The organism is Arthrobacter sp. 1088 (genome assembly GCF_031455315.1).
In the GTDB taxonomy this organism is placed as follows: domain Bacteria; phylum Actinomycetota; class Actinomycetes; order Actinomycetales; family Micrococcaceae; genus Arthrobacter.
Genome location: NZ_JAVDSM010000010.1, coordinates 29,707 through 50,739 on the forward strand (window position 1 = coordinate 29,707; position 21,033 = coordinate 50,739).

The 21,033-nt window shown below is 60.0% G+C and carries 18 protein-coding genes and 1 pseudogene; 9 read left to right on the forward strand and 10 right to left on the reverse strand.

Annotated elements, in window-relative coordinates:
* The 5 genes from J2Y41_RS16235 to J2Y41_RS16255 form a co-directional block, all read right to left on the reverse strand.
* Window positions 1-1,317, reverse strand: a complete 1,317-nt coding sequence (locus J2Y41_RS16235) for an alpha/beta fold hydrolase (protein WP_309929972.1) — start codon at window positions 1,315-1,317, stop codon at window positions 1-3.
* 5 nt (window positions 1,318-1,322) lie between these two features.
* Window positions 1,323-2,390, reverse strand: coding sequence for a hypothetical protein (locus J2Y41_RS16240; RefSeq protein ID WP_309929975.1), 1,068 nt, complete (start codon window positions 2,388-2,390; stop codon window positions 1,323-1,325).
* 78 nt (window positions 2,391-2,468) lie between these two features.
* Window positions 2,469-3,767: a hypothetical protein gene (locus tag J2Y41_RS16245; RefSeq protein WP_309929976.1), complete on the reverse strand. Its 1,299-nt coding sequence runs from the start codon at window positions 3,765-3,767 to the stop codon at window positions 2,469-2,471.
* Between the two features lie 13 nt (window positions 3,768-3,780).
* On the reverse strand, window positions 3,781-4,098 hold the full coding sequence (locus J2Y41_RS16250; RefSeq protein ID WP_309929978.1) for a hypothetical protein: 318 nt from the start codon (window positions 4,096-4,098) through the stop codon (window positions 3,781-3,783).
* Window positions 4,099-4,147: 49 nt separating this feature from the next.
* The gene (locus J2Y41_RS16255; protein ID WP_309929979.1) at window positions 4,148-4,924 is read right to left on the reverse strand and encodes an IclR family transcriptional regulator; all 777 of its coding nucleotides are present in this window, start codon (window positions 4,922-4,924) and stop codon (window positions 4,148-4,150) included.
* A 443-nt stretch (window positions 4,925-5,367) separates the two neighbouring features.
* Here J2Y41_RS16255 and J2Y41_RS16260 point away from each other — a divergent pair, with 443 nt between their 5' ends.
* The 6 genes from J2Y41_RS16260 to J2Y41_RS16285 all read left to right on the forward strand — a co-directional run bounded on the left by J2Y41_RS16260 (window position 5,368) and on the right by J2Y41_RS16285 (window position 11,733).
* Complete coding sequence (locus J2Y41_RS16260; protein WP_309929981.1) at window positions 5,368-6,291, forward strand: carbon-nitrogen hydrolase family protein; 924 nt, start codon at window positions 5,368-5,370, stop codon at window positions 6,289-6,291.
* Window positions 6,292-6,386: 95 nt separating this feature from the next.
* The gene (hisD, locus tag J2Y41_RS16265; RefSeq protein WP_309929983.1) at window positions 6,387-7,742 is read left to right on the forward strand and encodes a histidinol dehydrogenase; all 1,356 of its coding nucleotides are present in this window, start codon (window positions 6,387-6,389) and stop codon (window positions 7,740-7,742) included.
* 77 nt (window positions 7,743-7,819) lie between these two features.
* Window positions 7,820-9,136 (forward strand): extracellular solute-binding protein, encoded by a 1,317-nt coding sequence (locus J2Y41_RS16270; RefSeq protein WP_309929985.1) that lies wholly within the window; start codon window positions 7,820-7,822, stop codon window positions 9,134-9,136.
* A 98-nt stretch (window positions 9,137-9,234) separates the two neighbouring features.
* Complete coding sequence (locus tag J2Y41_RS16275) at window positions 9,235-10,107, forward strand: sugar ABC transporter permease (RefSeq protein WP_309929987.1); 873 nt, start codon at window positions 9,235-9,237, stop codon at window positions 10,105-10,107.
* A gap of 95 nt (window positions 10,108-10,202) precedes the next feature.
* Window positions 10,203-10,991, forward strand: a complete 789-nt coding sequence (locus J2Y41_RS16280) for a carbohydrate ABC transporter permease (protein WP_309929989.1) — start codon at window positions 10,203-10,205, stop codon at window positions 10,989-10,991.
* 19 nt (window positions 10,992-11,010) lie between these two features.
* Complete coding sequence (locus tag J2Y41_RS16285; protein ID WP_309929990.1) at window positions 11,011-11,733, forward strand: alpha/beta hydrolase; 723 nt, start codon at window positions 11,011-11,013, stop codon at window positions 11,731-11,733.
* A gap of 84 nt (window positions 11,734-11,817) precedes the next feature.
* On the opposite strand, the pseudogene J2Y41_RS16290 reads toward J2Y41_RS16285, so the two are convergent.
* From J2Y41_RS16290 to hisD (J2Y41_RS16300), 3 genes and pseudogenes are all read right to left on the reverse strand, one after another.
* Window positions 11,818-12,579 (reverse strand): annotated as a pseudogene (locus J2Y41_RS16290) (HpcH/HpaI aldolase/citrate lyase family protein).
* A complete protein-coding gene (locus J2Y41_RS16295; RefSeq protein ID WP_309929992.1) occupies window positions 12,576-13,334 on the reverse strand; it encodes an SDR family oxidoreductase in 759 nt (252 codons plus the stop codon). Before J2Y41_RS16295 ends, J2Y41_RS16290 begins: the two are co-directional and overlap by 4 nt.
* Complete coding sequence (hisD, locus tag J2Y41_RS16300; RefSeq protein WP_309929994.1) at window positions 13,331-14,668, reverse strand: histidinol dehydrogenase; 1,338 nt, start codon at window positions 14,666-14,668, stop codon at window positions 13,331-13,333. The genes J2Y41_RS16295 and hisD (J2Y41_RS16300) overlap by 4 nt, the downstream gene beginning before the upstream one ends.
* A 121-nt stretch (window positions 14,669-14,789) precedes the next feature.
* Between hisD (J2Y41_RS16300) and J2Y41_RS16305 the strand changes: the two genes are divergently transcribed.
* The 3 genes from J2Y41_RS16305 (at window position 14,790) to J2Y41_RS16315 (ending at window position 18,091) form a co-directional block, all read left to right on the forward strand.
* Window positions 14,790-15,788, forward strand: a complete 999-nt coding sequence (locus J2Y41_RS16305) for a LacI family DNA-binding transcriptional regulator (RefSeq protein ID WP_309929995.1) — start codon at window positions 14,790-14,792, stop codon at window positions 15,786-15,788.
* A 111-nt stretch (window positions 15,789-15,899) separates the two neighbouring features.
* Window positions 15,900-16,880 carry an ester cyclase gene (locus J2Y41_RS16310; RefSeq protein ID WP_309929997.1) on the forward strand — a complete coding sequence of 327 codons (981 nt, stop codon included), beginning with the start codon at window positions 15,900-15,902 and terminating at the stop codon, window positions 16,878-16,880.
* Between the two features lie 35 nt (window positions 16,881-16,915).
* Window positions 16,916-18,091 carry a cupin domain-containing protein gene (locus J2Y41_RS16315; protein ID WP_309929999.1) on the forward strand — a complete coding sequence of 392 codons (1,176 nt, stop codon included), beginning with the start codon at window positions 16,916-16,918 and terminating at the stop codon, window positions 18,089-18,091.
* 707 nt (window positions 18,092-18,798) lie between these two features.
* On the opposite strand, the gene J2Y41_RS16320 is transcribed toward J2Y41_RS16315, so the two are convergent.
* Both J2Y41_RS16320 and hisD (J2Y41_RS16325) read right to left on the reverse strand, forming a co-directional pair.
* The gene (locus J2Y41_RS16320) at window positions 18,799-19,668 is read right to left on the reverse strand and encodes a nitrilase-related carbon-nitrogen hydrolase (RefSeq protein WP_309930001.1); all 870 of its coding nucleotides are present in this window, start codon (window positions 19,666-19,668) and stop codon (window positions 18,799-18,801) included.
* Complete coding sequence (gene hisD / locus J2Y41_RS16325; protein ID WP_309930003.1) at window positions 19,665-21,020, reverse strand: histidinol dehydrogenase; 1,356 nt, start codon at window positions 21,018-21,020, stop codon at window positions 19,665-19,667. Before hisD (J2Y41_RS16325) ends, J2Y41_RS16320 begins: the two co-directional genes overlap by 4 nt.
* Window positions 21,021-21,033 lie beyond the last annotated feature (13 nt).

Sequence of the window (21,033 nt, forward strand, 5' to 3'; positions counted from 1 at the left end):
TCATGACCTCACTTTCGTTAGAAGTTGATCCAGGAGCGCTGCACCGTCCTGACGGATCCCATCGTGCTGGTACTGGTCAGTGAAGATAGGCACCAACGCGGCGATCCCGGCTGCTGTCCTTTTAGAGCCCTCGCAGGGAACGAACATGTCTTCCGTGTAGATAACGGCAGCTGCCGGGACCTCGTTGCGGGCCAGGACGCCCGGTGCATAGAGGCTGGGCCAGTCAGTTCGCTGAGCGAGGTGGTGGGCAACATCCTTGAGCGGCTGCAAAGCTGGGTCCTGCTCAAACTGCCAAGGAAAGATCATCTCGCCCGTAAGAAGGGATTCGCCTCTGGACGTGACAGAGGCATCGGCGAACTCGGGAAATTCCTGCCGCACTTCGTGGGCGGCCCAGTCTGTGCTGTTGCTGTCCGCATAGATCGCTTCATGAAGGACTGCATACAAGGGCCTCTTCGCGAAGGACAGGGCGGCACCTGCGTCGGTGAGGAACGACGCAGTGAGGCGTGGTTTTCCATCAGCTTGGCTGAAGGCCGCTTCCAGCAGGTAGTGCAACTGGTCGAAACCGCTCTTGGTGCCGAGGAGAATTCCCAGGCTGAGGAAACGCTCTGCTGTCAGTCGCTCGCCGGTTGGCAGGTATTCCTCGTGGTCGAGCAGATGATTCTTGATTGCCAGCACACGATCCCGATCCATCGGGTAGGTGGTGAAGAACTCCTCGTTACGACGGATGGTCCTCCTGTAGTTGGCGCGGTAAATGTCCCGTATATCTGCTTCAATGTCAGGAATACCACCGGTAATCATCACGCTCTCGAGTCCCTCCGGTGCCAACGAAAGATAGGTCAGGGCGCAGAAGCCTCCGAAGCTTTGACCCAAGACCGACCATTTCCGGTCCCCGGTCAGTGCCTGACGAATGAGTTCGGCGTCGCGGACGATCGAGTCGGCCCGGAAATGTGCCAGGTAGTCTGATTGTTCCTCGACGTTTCCCGCGGGCAGGGTGTGGTGCGTAATCGCCGATGACCTACCGGTTCCCCGCTGGTCCAGCAGGACCACACGGAACTCTTCCAAAGCACGTTTCAGCCAGCCTCCGGGAATCCCGGGCCGATCTGCCGCATTTCCCGGTCCGCCCTGGAACCAGACCAGATAGGGCCTGTCGTCATTTTCAGCTTCCGCTTCAACAACCTCCCGGGCGAACACTTCAATGGTCCGCCCAGGGGCGCCTACCGACGAGGCACCGTGGTCCAGTGGAAGCGTGAAGGTGTGTTCAAGGAACACCAGCCCGTCGCGCGTCACACGGTTAGTGCGTTTTGAGGTGTCCAGCATCTTGCTCAGTAGCCTTCGATGTTCATTTGACGGCAGATTTCGACAATCTTGGGGTGAACATAGCGGCCGTTTTCTTCGATGGCTTCCCCATCTGCGTAGATAGACGGGGCGATAAGGCTGGCGTCAGTGTGGGCCGCTGCCACCCAGTGTTCGCCGCCAATCCAAGCGCCCTTTGTTCCAAAGCCGAATTCGACGCAGCCGAACACTCGTTCGTCCTCGACGATCCGGCCGGTGACCTTCCTGACTCCGGGATTGAATCCAAGGGACCAGTGAGCCGTCCGGTACATGTTGGGATCGTTCAGGGACGCCATCCAGTCGGAGTATGTCTTTGCGTCGGATCCTTCGCCGCTGATGTCTACGACGACGCCGTTCTTGATTTCGAACCTGACCGGAGTCCGGAGGATACCGATTTCATTGGGTGGCCAGGCTCCGCCGTCGAACACGATGACACCGTTCTGAGTCTCTTCCAAAGGGTTGAAGGAGATTTGCCCCGAGAGCATGACTGACTGGCCGGGCTGGGTAGCCGGCAGGCCGCGCAGGTTAATCGGGCGGTCGCCGCGCTTGCCGCTGATGTCGGTGCCTCCGGCGGAAGTGATCCGGATGTCCTGTGCCTGTTCCAGAAGGCCAACCAGTGCGTGTCCGAGCTCGGTGACACCTTGGTAGTCAACACGAGCCACGGTGTCCACGAGCATTTGTACGTCCATGCCCGTCAGATTGATGTAACGGGCCCCATTTGCGAGGGCGGTCCTGAAGGCATCGGAATGCATAATGTAGCCGAGCTGGTACTCGATCCATACATCGGCTGCAGCTACGGCTGCTGCCACAGGGGGAGAGGGTTCCAGCGCAGACATTGTGCGGGTCTCGTACCGGACGATGGTGGGGAACGCTCCGACTGCGTAGGCAGCGGCCGCCGTCAGTTCGACTACGCGCTGGTCCGATGAGGTGTCCGCGGTGATGACGACGCTTTCGCCCTTGCGCACGAGCATGACTTCTTCGATGAGCTTCCGTGCTCCCAGCGACGCTTCGAAAGAGAGGTACTCGCTGCGGGCTTCGATTCTGCTGGTTACTTCCATGGTTCTTTCCTTTGAGTCAGATGGTGATTTGTTTGAGTCGGGTCGTGGTTTTAAAGCTGCGGCGTTACTTCGCGCGGATCATCCCTTGAAGATTCGGCCGACAGAGTAGATGGAGTCGCCTGCGATGAGGCCGGCGCCGATGAGGGAGACTTCAGCGTCGCCGTCCTTGGGGCGGAATTTGGTCCAGAGGAATCGGAAGACGAGGGCTGCCAGGACGAGCCAGCCTGCGTTTGGTGTTCCAATCAGAAGCCCGGTGGCGAGCAGGACGCCCATTTGGCGTTTTGAGCCGCCGATGAGCTGAATGATTGCTCCTGGGATTGCCCAGATGATGAGGTTCCGGACAATGTCGGGGTTGGCGAGTCCGGCTTTGATGGTGTCCGCGTAGACGATGGCTGTTGGCGGGAGGTTGCCGGCCGTGAAGTAGCTGTTCCACAGCAGGGCGACCAGACCAATGGCAACGGTGAAGCCGACCATAGCGGAGAGCAGCTGCTGCCGGCGGCCTTCGATTTCGTACACCGTGTAGGGGCGGCGGTCTCGGCGGAGGATCCAGCCGGCTTTGAGGTCGTAGCCCATGTCCGCGAAGGCGGGCCCTGTGGCGGCGCAGTAGCCCACCAGGAGCGCCAAGGGAACTGCAGGCATGTTCATCAGCAGGCCAGCGATCAAGAAGATCAAGGTCACAGCGAAGGCCGGGAACCATCCGGCGTGCATAGCGGCCAGACCGACGATGATTTCGTGCACGATCGCGGCGACCGCCGCGAAGAGGATCCAGCCGATGACAGCCGGCCATGACATTTCGGTCCACAGGCCGCCCAAGACTGCCAGGACCAGTGCGCCGATGACGTAGAGGACATACCCCGAAGCGAAAGTTCGACGAAGGCGGCTGGCACTGACCGTGGGTTCAAGGGTGGGGTCAGCCGGAGCTGCGGCCCGCGCTTCCAACAGGAGGCGTTCCTTCTCCCGGTCCTTTTTCGACTTCTTGTCCATGAGGATCCGGACGGCCTGGATCAGGGCGACGACTCCGGCGCCGATCATGACGCCGTGGGGAACGTAAATAGAGGAGAGGGTAAAGCCCAGGATGGGTTTGGCGTACTGGCTGATGAGCAGCCCGATGCCGAACATGGCCAGTGCCCACACGTTGCCGATCAGAGCTACACCAGCGGCGGACATCGGCAACCCGAAGAAGGAAGCGCCGAATCCGAAAACTCCGCCTGCTGCCAGCAGGAAAGCCCGTTTGCCGCCCTTGTCACCGGCGATGATGGTCTCGGCGGCGGCGACGCCTGGAGGCCACGCAGCATCAGCGGGCAGGAACTTCGAGCCGAAGCTCCTGTACAGGATCCAAGCATCGATCAGCAGGCCCATGGAAGCACCGATCAGCATCGGACCTACCAGGTCAGCGCGGCCAAAGGCGAAGGGGACAGCTATGGGGGGGGGTGAGGAGCGAGTTACCTGCCGCGAACGTCGCCCCGGAAATTGCGCTTTGGGCCAGGTTCTGCCGGTTGACGTCCCGCATTTTGCTAAGACCGAAGAATGAGATGCGCCCGATGATCATGGCGATGAGAGCGCCAATGACGGAGGTATTGGCCGAAATTCCAAGGGTAGTGATCAGGTGAAGACCGATCACGGCGCCGAGGATGCTCAGAACAACAGTGACGACAAGAGTTATGGGCTCGAATGCCCGGGGGTGGCGTGCTTGAGTGTCGTCTTTCACGCGAAGAGGCTGAGACATTGTCTGCTAATTTCTGTAGAAGAAGGAATGTTTAGTTCAGTTCGATGCCTGGACCAGCTGACGAAAGCCGATCCGAGAGGGCACTCGCGGCGTTCAATAGCTCGGTGCCGAGCTGTTCTTCCCGCCCATGCAAGAGCGCGGGTACTCCGACGATGCAAATGGAACCGATGACGTCTGAGCCCAGGCGTACAGGCACGCCTACGGCCATGATTCGTTCGTCGAATTCCCCTTCGGATACGGCATAGCCTTGGTCCTTCACGACGCGGTGGCGTTCGAGGATCTGTTCACGGCTGTGTGGACCGTGGAGAGTGGCTTGGTTAAAGCCCCCGTCAAGGAGGGCGGAAATTTGTTCTTCGCTTCGATACGCGAATATTGCGTGCCCGCCCGCTCCGCCATACCAGGGGTATGAGCGTCCCAGGGTGAGGGCGAATCTGATTTGCCCGGGACCATCGGCGGCTGCCCGCATGACGTAGTCATGTTCCCGGGCAAGGTTGAAGACGGTGGTCTCACCAACCTCATGGGCCAGCTGCTCCAACACCGGTTGAACCAGTTGGGGAATGCCACCGGACTCCCCGGCAACGATGCCGAGACGTACGAGGGCGGGACCGAGGCGGTACTTCCGGGTTGCGGGGTTGGGGACGAGGAAACCCTCTTCACTCAGCGTTGCCACCGCCCGGTGGATCTGGGACTTGTGGGCTCCCACGCGGGTTGCCAGTTCGGTGACTCCCCATTCTGGGCGCTCGGCGGTAAAGGCCTTCAAGACCTCCAGCGTCCGTTGGACTGTGGAGAGGGTTCTGGGATCTGCCATTTCCGTCCTTTGTTGCTAATAGTGGAACGCTGTGTGTAATATCGGAACAGTTAATAGTTTCGTCCTGCTGGGTCGTGATGTCAATCACTGATTTGTGTCCGGGCGACATTGGCGTCCCCAAATGCTTCTGGAGGCTTGAGGATCAGAGGTCGGAACGGCCGCTACCTGGGTTGCAGGTTGGATGGGGGAGTGCGGCGCGCTGCGGCCAAGCGGGCGTCGAGGACAGCATTACCGAGGCGTATCGCGCCACACACCCGCCCAGGCGCACTCACGGCCACACTGTATTTCCCACACCAAACAGACGACCGGCTGCCGCCAGCCAAGCCGGAAGGATGACCTGCCCCGGTCGCTGTGCTTCCAGTCTTACTCGCCTATACTTTGCCTCATTCGCGTGACGGCCCACGAGGGTCGTCTGTTGGCACGGCGTCAAACATCCCACTCAAATGACCACCGACTATCCCTGGGAAGCGCCGCTTGGAATCGAGGTTTCATTGCATCGACGTTTAGAACTCGCCGCCGTCCAGGCTGCGCCCCAACTTATTGGAGCTCCTCTTGAGGAATTTGCAAGAGAAGCCGAAAAGGTCCTCGAAGCAGCTCCTGAGACGAAGCTCATGGTTTTTCCCGAGCTCCACCTCTTCGGCGATGGATCGCCCGATCAGCAACGTACTGAAGCGCTTCGTGCCGCTGCGGAACCCCTTGACGGACCGCGCATGGAGGAACTGTCGGTCCTCGCCCAAAGACTGGGAATTTGGCTTGTCCCGGGCAGCCTCTGCGAAGCTGGTCCGCACGGTGAATTGTTCAATACCCAGGTTGTGATCTCGCCCTCGGGCGACCTGGCTGGAAGCTATCGGAAAATTTTTCCGTGGCGCCCCCACGAGCCTTATGATCCGGGCGATCGATTTGTGGTTGTTGACCTCGGTGACGCTGGACGTATTGGGCTCAACATTTGTTATGACGCGTGGTTTCCTGAAGCTACGCGGCAACTCGCCTGGATGGGTGCCGAGATTATCCTCAACGTCGTCAAGACCACGACGCCGGACCGGGCTTTGGAGCTTGTCCTCGCGCGGGCGAATGCAATCGTTAACCAAGTCTTCGTTGTGAGCGTCAACTGCGGCGGGCCCGTCGGCGAGGGGCGAAGCATCATCGTTGACCCCGAAGGCGGCATCATCGCTGAGGCGCCCGACGCGGCCCCGGCGCTGCTCGCCGTGGACCTGGATCTGGCGCACGTGGACCGCGTGCGGGCAAATGGCACAGCCGGGGTAACGCGAATCTGGTCCCAATTCCTGCCAGGAGAAGCTTCGATTCAGCTACCCGTCTACGATGGTCGCATCGACCCGGACACTTGGCAGCCCGTCACCCGGGAATAATTCGCCCAGCCGAGGAACCGAGGCGAGTGGGCACTGGTCATAATCATCACCCTGTGCCTCTTGTCACACGCCCGCCATTCACCTACTGTATACGTATGCACCTCACTCTTGCTGATAAATCACGCCTCTCCGGCGGTATCACCGTTATCCGTGAACCTAATCGTCCTGACGTGGCCGCCCAATCGGATCCAAAGGTCATTTCCACGGTCTCGGAAATGCTCTCGACGATCGAGGCCAAAGGCCTTGAAGCCGTCCGCTTTTATGCCGAACAGCTGGACGGCTGGACCGGCGGAACGTCCTTTGAAATCACTCCCTCGGAAGCCGACAAGCTGACGGCAAACCTCCCTGCGGACTTGCGGGAGGCCCTCGACGCCGGAGCGGAACGCACTCAGCGATTCGCAAGGATGCAGCGTTCGCGCCTGACCGACTTCGAAGATGAAGTCATTCCAGGCGTAGTTTGCGGGCAAAAGTACGTGCCTGTGGGAACCGTGGGCGCCTACCTTCCTGCTGGTAGGTTCCCCCTGCTGGCAAGCGCCTTCATGACTGTGGGCGTTGCACGGGCCGCGGGCGTTCCAAACATAGTTTCGTGCACACCACCCTCGAACAAGGGCCAGGTGCACCCCGCCGTGCTTTACTCGGCACGCATATCAGGGGCCGAAAAAATCTTCGCCCTTGGCGGCGTCCAAGCCCTTGCCGCAATGGCGTTTGGCCTCCTTGATGCCAGCCCGGCAGGCATGATCGTGGGCGCGGGGAATGCATTTGTAGCCGAGGCTAAGCGCCAACTCTATGGAACAGTAGGAATCGACGTCCTCGCGGGCCCATCTGAGGTCGCGGTAATAGCTGACGACTCCGCCAGCGCAGCCATGGTGGCAGCCGATCTCCTTGCCCAGGCCGAACACGGTCCTACGTCCCCGGCCTGCCTCGTCACCACATCACACCGACTTGCAGCAGACGTAGAAGTTGAGATACAGCGGCAGCTTGCAGGGCTGGCAACCTCGGAAATTGCCGGGGCGGCATGGCGGGATTGGGGTTCCATCTACGTTGCAGACTCCCGACAAACTGCCGTCGAGGTCATGGATATCCTGGCCCCTGAGCACTTGGAGATCTTGACGGAAGACGTGGATTTCTATCTGGACAATCTGCGGAATTATGGTTCCCTTTTCCTGGGCAAATGGTCAACGGTCGCCTATGCGGACAAGGGCATGTCCGGAACCAACCACGTGCTGCCCACCGGGCGCGGGGCGCGCTTCACCGAGGGGCTGTCTGTAGCCAGGTTCCTCAAGCAGCTGACTTATCAGCGCGCAACGCAGGAATCTACAGTCTCCCAGGCTGGCCCGGTAGTAACCATTTCGGATTTCGAGCAGATGCCTGCGCATCGAGACAGCGCGCAACTCCGGCTCGACCTCATTGCCCAGGGCGCCGATGCCCAGCTTGCGGCAAGACTCGGGTAGCGCATACGTATAAATTATTCCGGTTCGACAATAAGGTCGCTTCTGGATCCACAGCAAAACATCTTGAGAGGATCAACATGCGATTCCCCAAACCCCTGCAGACAGGCGTCGCCCTGCTCGCTGTCGCCGCCAGCCTCGCGGGCGTTACGGCTTGTGGCGCCGGCTCCAAGACTGGAGGCGAGAGCGCCGCGACGGTCGCGTGCGACTATCCCATGCCAGCACAATCGACTACGGTCAACGTCCTTGCCTACAACTCCTCGGCCATCGACCCGTTCACGAATACGATGGTCAAGAGCTGTACCCGTGACAAGGTCACGCTGAAGCATGACCCAATCGACTTTGCGGGCCAGGTGACCAAGACCACCGCCACGCTGGCCGGTGCAACCGGCAGTTACGATGTCCTCGAGACGTACGGGTTCGTCGTTCCGGGTCTTGCCGAGCACGGCGACATCGAGCCTTTGGACGATTACGTAGCCAAATACGCAGACAAGTACAAACTCAATGCTTTGAGCAAAGAGATGCGTGAGTCAATGTCCTACAACGGCAAGCTCTATGGCCTGCCGATGCAGGCGCAAATGTATGTAATGGCTTACCGCAAGGACGTCTTCGACGCTGCGGGAATTAAGCCGCCTACTACGTTCGCGGAAATGATTGACGCCGCAAAGAAGATCCAGGCACAGGGGACCATCAAATACCCCATCGCCCTTCCGTGGAACGCAACGGCCGATATTACGACCAACTTCCAGGCTGCCATGAACTCTTATGGGAAGGACTTCCTCGATTCATCAGGCAAGCCACAGTTTGCATCTCCGGAATCAGGCAAGGCCCTCGAGCAGATGAAGGCCCTGTTGCCCTACATGGATCCCCAGGTAACAACTTTCGACCAACCCAAAGTCCAACAGCAGATGTTCAACGGAACAGCCGCGATGGCGATCATGTTTTCCGGCCGTATGAATGACCTCACCCTGCCTGCCAACACGAAGCTGGCAAGCAACTTCGCCTTCGCCGCGCCCCCGGCCGTTGAGGCCGGCGCTCCGTACTTGTACAGCCGCCTCTCAGTCGATGGTTGGTCCATCCCGAAGAACACCAAACTCGACAAGGACATGCTGTTCCAGATGATGGCATCTTCTGTCGGAGAGGAAGCCTCCAAGGCATCTGTGCCTGCGGCCTACCCGGCACGTGAGGGAATGGTCAGTGAAGACAGCTCGAAGTACGCCGCTGCTGCCAATGGCACTATCGGCAAGACCATGCCCGCTGCAGGAGACCCCAACGCGGCTCCGGTAACAAACGCGATCCGGCCTATCCTCGTGCAGGTTATCACCGGGCAGCTGGACGTTCAGGCGGGCATGCAGCAAATGCAGAGCATCGCGGAGAAGACAATCTCGGGTAGCTGACGGCTTGCCCTGGGCGGCGGGAAGCGGGCCTCATAGCCCGCGACCCGCTGCCCGGGGCAACACCGCAACACGCTCGTCTCACGTAGAGGAGAAGAACGATGCGAGGACGCGAGTTCTCTGTACTGATGGGCCCCAGCCTGCTTGTGATGTTTGGCCTTTTGGTGGTGCCGTTGGTCCGCACGATTCAATGGAGCTTCGAGAACGTCCAGTACGGCTCCCCCGGGGATTTCGTTGGGCTGTCCAACTACGCTCACGCGCTAACCGACCCCCGGTTTGGACGTGCCCTGGTGTTTACGCTGCTGCTGACGGTTATCGTCACGGCAGTAATTCTTGTGCTGGGGTACTTGATCGCCATTGGGATGAACGGGCTTGGTAGACTCCGGCCGATTATTCTGGGTGCGATGCTGGTGGCTTATGTCCTGCCGACAATCGTGGGTGCGGTTTCTTTTTCGTGGCTCTTTGACCAAAACTTTGGTGGCGCAGTGAACTACGTGATCCATGCGATTACGGGCCAGGACGTCCTGTGGTTCACCGAGACATGGGCCAACCGCGTCATGATCATTGCGCACACGGTATGGCACATGCTTCCGTTTTCCATGCTCATGATCCTTGCGGGCTTGCAGGGTGTCCCCAACGAGCTCCGCGAAGCCGCAAAGATTGACGGGGCAAACACGCCTAAGACACATTTCTACATCATCATCCCCACTATCCGTGGCGTGCTTGGGTTTGTTTGCCTGATCACGATCATGGACGTACTGCGGACGTTCGACAACCTCATCGCGCTCTCGCCCCAGGCAGACGCCATCGGCAACGAGTCCATCATGCTTTACGTCTTTGACTCGGCCTTCCGTGACGGAGCCCAGCAACTCGGACTTGGAAGTGCTATTAACGTGCTCTCCATCCTCCTGATCATTATCTGCCTGTTCCCGTTCATCCGGGGGCTTCTCAAGGAAGCGAAAGCCAAAGCATGATCACCGACACCCTTGCGGCCCCAACGGGCGCTTCGGGCCGAAAGGTCCTCACAGTAAAGCGACCGCGGAAAAGGACGAACCCAACAGCGGCCATTTTGCTGATCATCACCGCTGTGGTGATGCTTACTCCTTTCATCTGGACGGCACTATCGGTGACCAAGCCTACGGATGTGGCTTTCGCGAACCCGCCTGTCCTCACCGGATACACGCCCACTTTGGAAGCGTTCAAGAATCTGTGGGAAACCACTTATTTCGCCCAATACCTGGTGAATACAGTGGTCGTTGCCGTGATATCGACCATCGTGGCGCTGGTAATCGGTCTCCCGGCTGCCTACGCCCTGTCGCGTTTCCCCGGATATGTTTCGGCCATCTTGCTGCTCTTGGCTCTCGTCTTCCGGTCCCTTCCGCGCTTCTCAGTGGTGTTGCCCATGTACGAGATCAGTAAATCCTTGGGGATTTATGACACGACGTTCGCATTGTCGGCGGCTCTTGTGGCAATCAACCAGCCGTTTACCATTTGGTTGCTGAGGAACTTTTTCGCGGATATTCCCAAGGAACTGGACGAGGCAGCCATGATCGACGGTTGCACCAGAATTGGCATGCTTTGGCGGGTGATGATTCCACTGATGCGTCCCGGCATTCTCACCGCCGGCATTTTTGTTTTCCTTTTTGCCTTCCAGGAGTACTTGACGGCGCTTATCCTCACGGACACGTCATCAAAAACAGTGCCTGTGTTTATCACGACCCAACTTGGTCAAACCCTGCCGATGCTTCAGCAGGCCGGAGCTGCTGCGATGTTACTAACGCTCCCGGTCATAGCGATCTCATTCATCGCCCAGAAGTACCTGGTGGCAGGTCTGAGTGACGGCTCGGTCAAGGGCTGAGACAGGCGCCGGATAAACCATGCCATCACTTACTACGCGTCCGCCGTCATCGACGGCGGACGTCGGCGTTCCGCTGGTTCTCCTTCCAGGCATGAACTGCACCTCCGATCTTTGGTCGGGGTGCGACCTGGAAGGATCCGTCGTACCAGTGCTCGATGAGTCCACAATCGATCGCCAGGTCAGCTCGCTACTGAACGGCCTCCCACCACGCTTTTCCCTTGCGGGACATTCTCTGGGGGGCATCATCGCCATGGCTCTATGCAGGCAGGCACCAGAAAGGGTGGAGCGACTGTGCCTCATATCAACCAACTCAAAAGGCCCTAACAACGCCCAGCGGGAGTCATGGAAGTCATGGCGTACCCGGCTGGCAGCAGGGGACTCGCCCCGCGATCTCCAGAGGGATATTCTCGACGCCCTCGTGGCCGGCCCTTCCCTGACAAGGGATCCAGGACTGGCGGAACGTACCCTTCGCATGGGTGCGGACACGGGGCCCGAACGCCTCGATGCCCAACTTCGCATGCAGGACTCGCGAATCGATGAATCCGCCGCACTCTCCCGCCTGACAATGCCCGTCCTCGTGATTTCCGGAAAACTGGACGTCATCTGTCCGCCAGCTTTCCATGAAGAGATCGCGGCGGCGGCGCCGCATGCCGCCTTGGTGTCCATTGAAGCTGGCCATCTCGCACCCATGGAGCGGCCGGACGAAGTAGGGCAGCTCATCAGGTCCTGGCTGGCCAACTGAGTCAAGAAACGAAAGACCGGCCAGCTGCTCCAGGGAACGGGGCAGGTGGCCGGTCTTTTCGTTTCTGAATGGATAGAGAGCGGATCAGTCGCGGGAGGGGCGGGGTTCCAGCAGTCTTGCGAACTGTGCCATAAGCGCGTGGGTTAGGTTGTAAGCGACCAGTTGCGCGCCGTCGTCGTACGCCGCAGCGGCTGCCTCCGCATCCCCGACCAAGTCCAGCCGAATGGATCCTGCTGCCGCCAGGGACATGTTCACCCGCTTTCGGGAATCTGCCACGGACAGATCTTCCGGGCCGCTTGAGGCGGCCAGGTCTGCAGCGCCGATCATGATGCCGTCCAAACCTTGAACGGCGACGATCTCATCTACCTTGGCTACGGCGTCGGGGGACTCGATCATGCCAATGACGAGTGTCTCTTCCGCGAGCCGGGCTTAATGCGCAACACCAGTGACCGTGCCGTACTTCCCGGCACGCCCATAGGTTGCAAAGCCGCGACGACCCAACGGGGGGTAGTGGGCGGCAGCGACGACATCCCGGGCCTGCCCCGCAGTATCCAGATGTGGCGCCACGATCCCTGCCGCGCCACTGTCGAGCGCCCGCAGTATCAGGGCATCCTCACGTTCACCGACACGGACCAGGACCTCCGTACCGTGCATAAGGGCAGCTGAGATGTGTTGACGCAAGGGTATGGCATCAGAGGGACCATGCTCGCAATCAAGAAGAATGAAGTCGAAGCCGGCGACGGCCAGCATTTCGACCAGTTCCTCCGAGGGCATCCTCAAGAGGACCCCGCAGAGCTTCTCACCGGAGAGGACACGCTCGCGAAGTGACGGGCTGGACGCGCTCATGCGACCATACCGGCAGATAGATCGATGTCCGCACCACAAAGGCCGGGCATGCCAAGCATTGCCACCACAGCGGCTCCCACCTCGTCCTCGGTCACCATCCTGCCCAATGCGGCACGGGATACGAACGCATCCTGGGCCTGCTCGTAACTGGCTCCGGTCAGTTCAGCTTCGAGCCGGAAGTTGCGGTCCATGCGCGGCCCATCCACCGGGCCCGGCGAGAGTGTGTTGACGTTAACCCCTGCCGGACCAACTTCGAAGGCCAGCGTCGAGCTGAGTCCGATGACGGCCATCTTGGAGGCACAGTAAGGCGTTCGGCGTACCAAGGGCCGTTTCCCGGAAACTGAGGCCAGGTTAATAACGTCTCCGCTGCCTCGGCTCACCATGGATGGTAGGAATTGGCGGCACATCAGGAAAGTGCCCCGAACATTGACGTCGAAAACTTGGTCCCATTCGTCCACGGAAATGTCGACAAGTGGGGCTACCGGTCCGGCTATGCCGGCGTTGTTGACCAGAATCGAGATCTCTGTTCCTTCCAGACGTCCGGCGAGTTGCTCGACTGACCCGGGGTCAGCAACGTCCACTACGTGCCAACTGCTGCCCTCGCCCAGCAGGGAGGACAGTTCCCGGAGAGGCTCCGGGCGTCGGCCAACTACCACAACGTGGGCGCCCGCACCGTGCAGGGACCGGGCAATGGCTGCACCCAACCCGGTACCTCCGCCGGTTACGAGCGCAGTGCGTCCAGTCAGGGCAGTCATCGGTCAACCCCTGCCGGTGTTGAACCGGCCAGGGCACGATCGATCCAGTCGAACTGCTCGCCTGCGTGCCGCCAGGCCCGCACGTCACCTGAGCGGGCATGGCCTTCGAAGAGTTCAACGCGGGCAGCCCTGCCGAGTACCCGGCCAAGCTCAGCGGACGAGTCTGTGTTCTCAATTACCTGGTATGTCACCGTTTTGAGGTACTTTCCAACCCAGAGACCGCCCGTGTACCGTGCCGCACCGAGGGTGGGCAAGACGTGGTTCGTACCGATGACTTTGTCGCCAAAGGAGACGCACGTGTTCTCGCCGAGGAACAAGGCTCCATAATTGTGCATCTTGTCCAAGGCCACCGTTGGATCTGCCGTGAATACCTGGACGTGCTCGGCGGCGAAGCCGTCCGCGACTTCATAGGCCTCGTCGATATTCTCGACGACGACTACCTGGCCCCAGTTACGCCAAGCAGGCTCAGCGAAATCCTTGGTAGGCATATCCGGCAGGATCCGCTCTATGTGATCAAGGACCGCCAGGGCAACGCTCTCGGACGTCGAGACAAGGATGGCGGGTGAATCGGGACCGTGCTCAGCCTGCGACAGGAGGTCTACGGCGATGGTGAACGGGTCGGCATCTGCGTCAGCGATGATCAATACCTCGGTTGGCCCCGCGAACAGATCAATACCAATCTCACCAAAGAGCTGCCGCTTCGCTTCCGCCACATATGCGTTGCCGGGTCCGGCAATCATGTCCACGCGTGGCATGGATTCAGTGCCAAGGGCCATGGAAGCGACTGCCTGGACGCCGCCGAGCAGGTAGATTTCGTCGGCCCCGGCAAGCTTCATGGCAGCAATCGTCGCTGCGGGTATCTCGCCGCGGATCGGTGGCGTGCAGGCCACGACGCGTGGGACACCCGCGACCTTCGCAGTGATGATCGTCATGTGTGCCGATGCCGTGAGCGGATACTTGCCGCCCGGAATATACGCTCCGGCAGCTTGTACAGGGACATGCCGGTGACCGAGGAACACGCCTGGCAGGGTCTGGATCTCAATGTCCTGCATCGACTCCCGCTGCGCCTGGGCGAAAGTGCGCACCTGTTCCTGGACGAAGACGATATCGTCGATCACCTGCTGATCGAGGGTCCCCATGATTTCTTCGATCTGGGTGTCCGTCAGCCGGAAGGACTGCACAGTTTGCTTGTCGAAAAGCTCGGCATACTTGCGGACAGCAGCGTCGCCGTCAGCACGGATTTCAGAGATAATCTGGCCTACACGCGCAGCCACGTCGGCATGGCTGTTGTCGGCGAATGATTTGGACGGTGCTTGTTTCAGATACTTAACCACAGTTTACTCCTAGGGTGTGCATACGTATGTCATAATAGAAGTGGCCAGCAGCAAGGTCAAGAGTCTGATTCGATTGATTCCAGACGGCATCCAAAATGCCGCAGGCGTTAGGGAGATTAAGATGACGGTAACCAGCCGTGACGTCGCACAACTGGCCGGCGTTTCACAGCCGACAGTGTCCCGTGCGCTAAGGGACGACCAGCGTGTTTCGGAAGCGACCAAAGACCGCGTCCGAAAGGCCGCCGAGCGGCTGGGGTACGTTCCGAGCGACGTGGGCCGCGCACTGTCCAGTGGTCGCACCCGGCGCATTGGCCTGCTTCTGACGGACCTTGAAAACCAGTTTTATCCCCACATCATCGCGCCTGCCCATGACCAGCTCGAGACCCACGGATATCAGCTCATGCTGCACACCGAGGTAGCAGACACCGACACGGTGGCGGAGCGTCTGATTTCCAACGGACTTGATGGTGTCATCCTAGCGACCTCCACCATCGATTCAGTCGTGCCCCTCAGGCTGCGCGACCGGGGGCTCCCGTTTGTATATTTCAACCGCACATCATCGGGAGTGCAGGCGGACTCGGCCGTGGTCGATCCCGTACGGGGCATGGAAGAGGCGGCCGAAGCGCTTTTCTCGCAAGGCCATCGACGCATTGCCGCGATCTTGGGTCCTGCAAACACAAGTACGGCCATCAACCGCGAGATGGCCTTACGTGATGCCCTGGACCACTATGGAATTTCCATCCCGGGCCGTTACGTACACCGGGGACCCTTTGACACGGCCACGGGCCAGGCAGGAACAGAGCAGCTACTTGCCCTTCCCGAACCCCCGACGGCCATCGTCTGCGGTAACGACGTGGTAGCTTTCGGAGCCCTGAACGCGGCCCGCAGCGCAGGCGCGAGGGTTCCTGATGATATATCGATCATCGGCTTCGATAATCTTCCAACAGCCTCATGGCCCATTATTGAATTGACAACGATCTCCTACGACTTGAACGCGATGGCGCGCAAGGCCGCAGAGCTGCTGATAGAGCGCATTGAGACGCCCGGTCGGGACATCGAGGAAGCCTCGTTCCCCTCCCGCCTGGTCCAGCGCCACACCCTCGGGCCGGCCGCCTCCTAGCTACGGCTTTGTTCAAAACATGACAATCAAGGGGTTGCCAGCACCTTGTGCATACGCATACACTCGCAAGTGTCTCCCCTGAACCAGTCTCACTGAAAGCGAGTGCAAGTCGTGTCTCTCGACCCCGTTGCCTACCAGCCCTACAACGATCCCGATGACTTCATCCGGGAAGTCACCGATTACATCTGGGTGGACCGTCAGATCGGGTTCATCCGCGAAAATTACGAACCCGACTCGATAGTGCACGGCTCCTACGGCACGTCAACCACGCGGCAAGAGGTCATCGAAGGATGTCTCATGCGTATTTCGGCCGCGCCTAATCACATTGGTCAGGCGGGTGACGTGATCTGGGAAGCCAGGGGCAACGATGCATTCCTGAGCTCCCACCTCGTGATCTCCGGCGAGGAGGATTTCAAGGTTGTGGGCAACACCATTGCCAACTGCCTGTACCGCCGTGGCCGGATGGTGGAGGAGTGGGTAGTCCGGGACGAACTTGCCCATGCCCTCCACCACGGACTCGACCCTGATGAAGTCGCACGTACCAAGACCTTCCGCGGCTACACTGGTTCGTTCACAGAACCTGCTCCCGCTGATGTGATCGCCGTCGGCGACTCCGGTCCGCGCCCTGATGACTACCGCAAGGAAGTCGAAGGGGTCCTGGGGATGATCCAGCAGGTCTGGAATGATCGCGACCTCAAAAAGGTCGATGAATTCTTCGTTCGCGACCTCACGCTGCATACGGTCGGCAACGACCTCATCATCCGGCCGGAAGGCTACCGCCGGCAACTCCTGCGCTTCCTTGATGCGTTCCCCGGCGGGCAATTCGAGGTCCGCGACATCCAGACTCACAACGACCCGAATTATGCAGGCCTTCGGATCGCTGTTACTTGGAAGTTCACCGGCGATTACAACGGCCAGGCCCGCTATGGCGCCCTGACGGGCAAGCCCGTGGACATTCTTGGCATCTCCCAGTTCCTCGTCCAGAACGGCCGGATCGTCCGGGAGATCAAGCTGTGGGACGACATCGCCGTCCGAACCCAAATCAACGCCAACCGTGGCGACGGGCCTGCACCGGCCGCCAACATCTACTAACCGCGAAGATCTGAACTTTCTCCAAAGGAAGAACCATGACCAACACAATCGATACCGATGTAGCAATCGATGCCCAGGAGATCCAGCGGCGAACCATCCGCCGTACTGATTGGGTCGCCTGCAATTCGGCGTTCATCGACTGCCGCACGCCAGGATCAGACCAGAAGGAAAACTACGCCTTCGTCGGGCCAGGGGTATCGCAGAACCCAAATCAATACATCAATCTGACCGAACCCCACGGTTTTAATACCGGTGCGGCAGGAATGCCCAATGGCATCAGCAACAACCTCCACCTGCACTTCACGGCCGAGGTGTTCATCAACCTTGGAGGAGAATTCCGGCTGCGCTGGGGCGCAGACGGGAAGCAAGGCGAATACATCGCCAAAGACGGCGACATCGTTTCCGTTCCCACGTGGATCTTCCGGGGATTCACAAACGAAGGTCCGGACGACGGAATTCTCTACACAGTTCTGGGCCACGACGACACCGGTGGCATCATCTGGGGCCCGTCAGTTCTGCGCGATGCTGAGTCGTATGGGCTGCACCTTACGGCAGACAACCGTCTGATCGATACGGTAGCTGGCGATGAACTGCCTGAGGATGTCGCCCTCATCAAGCCCATGCAGCAGCACTACATTGATGAGCTCACCACCTACACCCCCGAAGAGATGCGCTCCCGTGTCGTGCAGCCGGGAGACCGCAAGTACAGCAGCCATGCGCTCCTGTGCAACGTTCTGCCCGGGGGGCGTGCCGAGCTAAGCCCGGTGATTGGCTACGGCATCTCCGAGGACCGTCGCCAGGTCCCGAACATCCACGAACCGCACAGCTTTAACCTGGCATGGGTTCGGGCTAAACCCCAAGAGGGTGTCCTCCAGCACCGTCACGGACGGCCCCAGGTTCTACTGGTCAAATCGGGCCGCTGGGCCATCACCCTCAACGGCGAGTCCAGCACGACTCTTGAGCTGGGTCCTTCAGACTCCTTCTCGGTCCCGGCAGGTGCCTGGCGGGAATTCCGGTGTATTGAAGCCGGAGACACAGCGGCGACTCCGGGAACGGGAGAAATCCTAGTCATCAACCCGGGCGATGACCGTGTACGTCTTGAGTGGGCCCCCGAGGTGACCGCCGCTGCCCACGATGCCGGATGGGTCATCGACCCCAACGGTTACATCGCACCAACAGCCGTCATGGAGGGCGCTGCCGAAGACGACTGACCCCGGTAGCGGAGCTGGGGACCACTTCAGCAAAATCCACGCGGTCCCCAGCTCCCACCGCCAATTTCTTCGAGCACACGTAAGGAATGTACCTATGCACCCCGCACACCAACCCCAGCGAAAATTCCTTCCCGAGCTTCTTCTCCGCACCGGAGACCACTGCCCAGCCACGGGTTGGTGGACCACAGTAGAGCGGGATGAATCGCGTTTCCTGACCCAGGGGAGCCTCTTGCCTTCTGTGCAGGGTAAGGCCGCGGTGTGGGAGAGGTCCACGGATGATGCATGTTCGGCTCGTTGCGCCTCTTGTCCGTGCGCAAAGGGCTAAGCGCATCTTCTATAACTAACTTTCTCTAGAACGACGACGCGCCTGCATCCACCCTGCTGTGTTCACGACCTCCTCATCATCACCGGTGCCCTGGTCGGTTCGTCCGATATGCGTACCTTTCCGCCGAAGCCGCGGCCGAAGACCCGGGCGCCCATCGCCGGGGTGCCCGTCCTCCGCGTCCGGGCCGGAATCCACGTCGTTTGTGGCAGGGATTCCCGTCCTGACACAAACCTTGCCAAGGACTGCGCCCTCGACATCCCACCGGCAAGCCAATGCTTTGGGTGCCGGCCTCAACCGGCTTGTGTTCTGGCTTGGAGCGTAGAAAGCCGTGCCCCCCGGATTATCTGCGGGGCACGGCACAAGCGATTTTGGACAGGCTGGCTTAGCCTTGGCTGACGTTTCCGGAGGGCACGTAAATTGCGGGACGCCTATCGTTGATGGAGTCATTTCGTGGGCCGATTTGTGTACGTCCAGGCGCGATGGTGATCGTCGCGTCAAGACGATCACCATCGCGTTTGCCCGAAAGCCACCCGTCTCCATTAATCACGGAGGAACCCTGGGTCCATAGGTTGCCGCGTTCGGTGCCCGCACGATCGCAGCAAACAATTGCTACGCGTGAGGATCTGGCGGCTGCCATGGCCTGGATAACCTCCGGCGGATGTTCGCCCTCTGGTCTTGACACCGTGGGCCAGTTTGTAGACACGGCAATAATCTCGGCCCCCCTGAGTGCCAGCCCACGCGGCATTTCCGGGAACTCAAGGTCGTAACAAATCAACACTCCGAGGTTTCCCAGCGGGGTCTGAACTATGGGGGCAGGCGCGCTGCCTGGTTCGAAGATTGATTGCTCCTCATCCCACAGATGCGTCTTACGGTAGACGGCGATGACCCCGGCCTGGGTTATGACGGCCGCGCTGTTAAACAGTGTGTCTCCGTCGCGTTCGCAGAAGCCGAGAACCAGTACCATTCCCGGGTCCAGAAGCGACGCCCATTTGCCAAAGACCGGGTCGTCCGCAGGCAGGGCGCATCGTTTCGCCTCGTCCACGCGAAGGTAGTACCCGCTCGTGGCCAGCTCCGGGAGGACGAGCATTTGCACGCCTGCCTTTGCTGCATCGCGAATAGCTTCCTCGATCATGTGGAGGTTGGCTTCGAGTTCACCGATGCGGGGCGCCAGTTCATGGGCGCGGACGGATATTTGGCGCGAAACGGGTGGTGGAGGAACGTGTGCCAAGCCGGCTCGAGGTTCTGTCCTCATCGCGCTGATGCGGGCTCGGTTGGGCGGTTCGGCTGTTCCCCTGCGCGCTCAAGCCGCATCGTTGCAGTGGCCTTGTGCGCTGCCATGCCTTCCGAATCCGAGATGGTTGCCACTGCTTCTGCCAGGTCCTTCGTTGCTTCACGGGCGATGCGCTGATATGTGAGTGGTTTCAGGAAACGCGACACCGACAGGCCTGCTGAATGCTTGGCTCCACCGGCCGTTGGCAGAACATGGTTGGTTCCGGCCATTCCCTTGTCGGAGTAGGCGACAGTGCTCCATTCACCGATGAAAAGGGATCCATAATTGCGGAGGGCATCATGATAGTAGTCGTTATCGACGGTAAGGATTTCCAGGTGCTCCGGTGCAAGGTCGTCCATTAGCGCCACGGCGGTTTCCCGGGTTGATGCCACCGTCACCGACCCATAGTCGCGCCAGGCCGGACCAGCGATTGCCGCGGTCTCAAGAGTCAGCAGCTGCCGGTCCACAGCCGCTATAACATCCTGCCCGAACTGTTCAGATGTCGTCACGAGGGCAGCCGGGGAATTCGGGCCGTGCTCGGCTTGGCCGAGCAGGTCAGCGGCGACGAGTTCGGCGTCGGCACTCTCATCTGCGATGACAGCGACTTCAGACGGACCGGCGAGGAGGTCAATAGCGGCCGTGCCGAACAGTTGGCGCTTCGCTTCAGCGACGTACGCGTTTCCGGCGCCGACAAGCATGTCCACCGGAAGATCGCCGAGCAGCCCGAACGCCATTGCCGCCAGAGCCTGCACGCCTCCGAGTACAAATACGCGGTCGACGCCGGATAAATGCGCTGCGTAGACGACAGCATCATTGGCCTGCCCGTTCGGTTGCGGCGGTGTGCAGGCGACTACGGTGGGTACCCCGGCGGCTTTGGCCACGCCTACGGTCATGAAGGCGCTGGCGGTAAGGGGGAAGCGGCCTGCCGGAAGGTAAGCGCCGACACGCGACACCGGGATATAGCGTGCTCCGGCTACCAGTCCTGGAACGAGTTCGGTTTCGAAGTCGACAAGATGTTTCCGTTGTACGCGGGCAAATGCCTGTGTACGTTCGGCACCGAGCTCTATCGCTTCGCGCAGCTCGGCAGGAAGCCGGTCTCCGCTGGAGGCGATCTGGGCTGCGGGAAGTTCAATTGGGGCGCCGTCCCAACGGTCAAGATCTTTCGCATACCGCAGGACAGCGTCCATTCCACCAGCCTCGATCTCCCGAAGCATTGTTGAAACGGTATCGATGACGGCGGGGTCGCGCTGTGCTGCGGGTGCATTGACCAAGGGGATCTTGAGGTGGTGGAAGGACCCGGTCAGATTCTTCAGGACTGCAGGAGTAAAGAGCATGCAGCGATCCTAG

Coding starts and splice junctions, on each gene's coding strand:
- J2Y41_RS16270 (WP_309929985.1), top strand. CDS start 7,820: ATGCGATTCCCCAAACCCCTGCAGACAGGCGTCGCCCTGCTCGCTGTC.
- J2Y41_RS16295 (WP_309929992.1), bottom strand. CDS start 13,334: ATGACTGCCCTGACTGGACGCACTGCGCTCGTAACCGGCGGAGGTACC.
- J2Y41_RS16285 (WP_309929990.1), top strand. CDS start 11,011: ATGCCATCACTTACTACGCGTCCGCCGTCATCGACGGCGGACGTCGGC.
- hisD (WP_309930003.1), bottom strand. CDS start 21,020: ATGCTCTTTACTCCTGCAGTCCTGAAGAATCTGACCGGGTCCTTCCAC.
- J2Y41_RS16305 (WP_309929995.1), top strand. CDS start 14,790: ATGACGGTAACCAGCCGTGACGTCGCACAACTGGCCGGCGTTTCACAG.
- J2Y41_RS16245 (WP_309929976.1), bottom strand. CDS start 3,767: ATGCTGATCGGTGCTTCCATGGGCCTGCTGATCGATGCTTGGATCCTG.
- J2Y41_RS16275 (WP_309929987.1), top strand. CDS start 9,235: ATGCGAGGACGCGAGTTCTCTGTACTGATGGGCCCCAGCCTGCTTGTG.
- J2Y41_RS16235 (WP_309929972.1), bottom strand. CDS start 1,317: ATGCTGGACACCTCAAAACGCACTAACCGTGTGACGCGCGACGGGCTG.
- J2Y41_RS16240 (WP_309929975.1), bottom strand. CDS start 2,390: ATGGAAGTAACCAGCAGAATCGAAGCCCGCAGCGAGTACCTCTCTTTC.
- J2Y41_RS16260 (WP_309929981.1), top strand. CDS start 5,368: ATGACCACCGACTATCCCTGGGAAGCGCCGCTTGGAATCGAGGTTTCA.
- J2Y41_RS16255 (WP_309929979.1), bottom strand. CDS start 4,924: ATGGCAGATCCCAGAACCCTCTCCACAGTCCAACGGACGCTGGAGGTC.
- J2Y41_RS16315 (WP_309929999.1), top strand. CDS start 16,916: ATGACCAACACAATCGATACCGATGTAGCAATCGATGCCCAGGAGATC.
- J2Y41_RS16320 (WP_309930001.1), bottom strand. CDS start 19,668: ATGAGGACAGAACCTCGAGCCGGCTTGGCACACGTTCCTCCACCACCC.
- hisD (WP_309929983.1), top strand. CDS start 6,387: ATGCACCTCACTCTTGCTGATAAATCACGCCTCTCCGGCGGTATCACC.